This is a genomic window from Nitratidesulfovibrio oxamicus, from assembly GCF_015731765.1.
Classification (GTDB): Bacteria; Desulfobacterota; Desulfovibrionia; order Desulfovibrionales; family Desulfovibrionaceae; genus Cupidesulfovibrio; species Cupidesulfovibrio oxamicus.
In genome coordinates this window covers 1-1,643 of sequence record NZ_VRYY01000503.1, presented here as the reverse complement: position 1 = coordinate 1,643, position 1,643 = coordinate 1, and the positions used below count along the sequence as shown (strand labels likewise).

General features: G+C 70.4%; 1 protein-coding gene. It reads right to left on the bottom strand.

All coding sequences use genetic code 11. The features are described 5' to 3' along the window. Window positions 1-1,643, bottom strand: a 1,643-nt coding sequence (gene priA / locus FVW20_RS14590) for a replication restart helicase PriA (protein WP_196610182.1), incomplete at both ends; no start/stop codon positions are given.

Sequence of the window (1,643 nt, the reverse complement as noted above, 5' to 3'; positions counted from 1 at the left end):
CGCAGCAGCGGCAGCGGCGAAGGGGCTGGCCCCAGCACCTGCACGCCGCGCTCGCGCCCCTGGGCGCGCACCGCAGTGGCGAAGCGGGCCAGTTCCTCCGCTCCGCCCGTGAAATCCATGGGATAGCTGATGCGCACCAGCGCCAGCCGCACGAACGGAGGGTACCTGCGCCGCTGGCGGATGGCAATCTCGTGGGCGTAAAAGCCCTCGTAATCTGCCGCGCGCACGAAATTCCAGCAATAGTGGGAAGGGTCGCGGGTCTGGATGAACACCCGGCCCGGCTTTTCGCCGCGCCCGGCCCGCCCGGCGGACTGCACCAGCAACTGGAAGGTGCGTTCTGCCGCCCGGTAGTCCGGCAGGTTCAGGCCAAGGTCGCCATCGGCCACCACGGCCAGGGTCACGTCCGGAAAGTGGTGTCCCTTGGACAACATCTGCGTGCCCACCAGCACCTGCGCCTCGCGCCGGGCGAAGGCCCCCAGGATTTCCTCCATCCGGCCCGGTCGCCTGGTCGAGTCGCGGTCCAGCCGCAGCACCTTGCCCCCGGCGGGCAGGTGCGCCGCCAGGGTTTCCTCCAGCTTTTCCGTACCCTCGCCCATGGGCAGATAGTGCATGCACTTGCAGTTGGGGCAGGTGGCCGGATACGGCACCGAATGGCCGCAGTAGTGGCACACCAGCCGCTCGCGCCCCTTGTGGTAGGTAAGGCCGATGTCGCAGTGCGGACAACGGGCCACGGTGCCGCAGTCCAGACAGTACATCAGCGGGGCGTAGCCGCGCCGGTTCAGCAGGATCACCGCCTGCTCGCCGCGCTCCACCGTTTCGCGCAGGGCCGCGCCGCTCCGGGCGGCCAGCACGGAATCGGTGGAGGCAAGATCCTTGATGTCCACCAGTTCCACATCGGGCAGGGTGCCGCCGCCGGCCCGTTCGGGCAGCGTCGCCATGGGCAGGCGCCCTTCATGCATGGCGTGGAAGGTCTTCACGTCCGGCGTGGCAGAACCCAGCACCAGCAGTCCCGCGCCCTGCCCCACCCGGAACCAGGCCACTTCCTTGGCCTGGTAGGCCAGCCCCTCATCCTGCTTGAACGAGGTGTCGTGTTCCTCGTCCAGCACCACCACCCCGAGGGCGGGCGCGGGCAGGAACAGGGCCGAGCGGGTGCCCACCACCAGGCACGGCTCGCGCCGGGCCGCCAGCGCGCGAAAGGTGCGTTCGCGCTGGGCAGGCCCCTGATAGCCGTGAAAGAAGAACAGCGGCGCGCCGGGCAGGCGTTCGTTGACATCGCGGCGCAGCTTGCAGGCCAGGGCCACCTCCGGCGCCAGCAGCATCACCGACCGGCCCCGCGCCAGACATTCGCGCGCAAGGTCCAGGTACACCGCCGTCTTGCCGCTGCCGGTCACGCCGTACAACAGGCGGTGTTCCGCACGCGGACCGTCCAGCGCGGCCAGAAAGTCGCCCAGTGCCGCCCGCTGGTTCGCGTTCAGGTCGAACGAACCATCCGGCGGACCATACAGGCAGGCCGGGCCTTCACCCTCGGCGGCCTCGTCGCAGGCGCATTCGCTGTCGTCGCGCCGGGTCACCGCCACCAGCCCGCGCTTCAGCAGCCCCTCCAGCGCCGTGGCGGAGGCAGCGCCAAGGTCGCGCAGTACGGC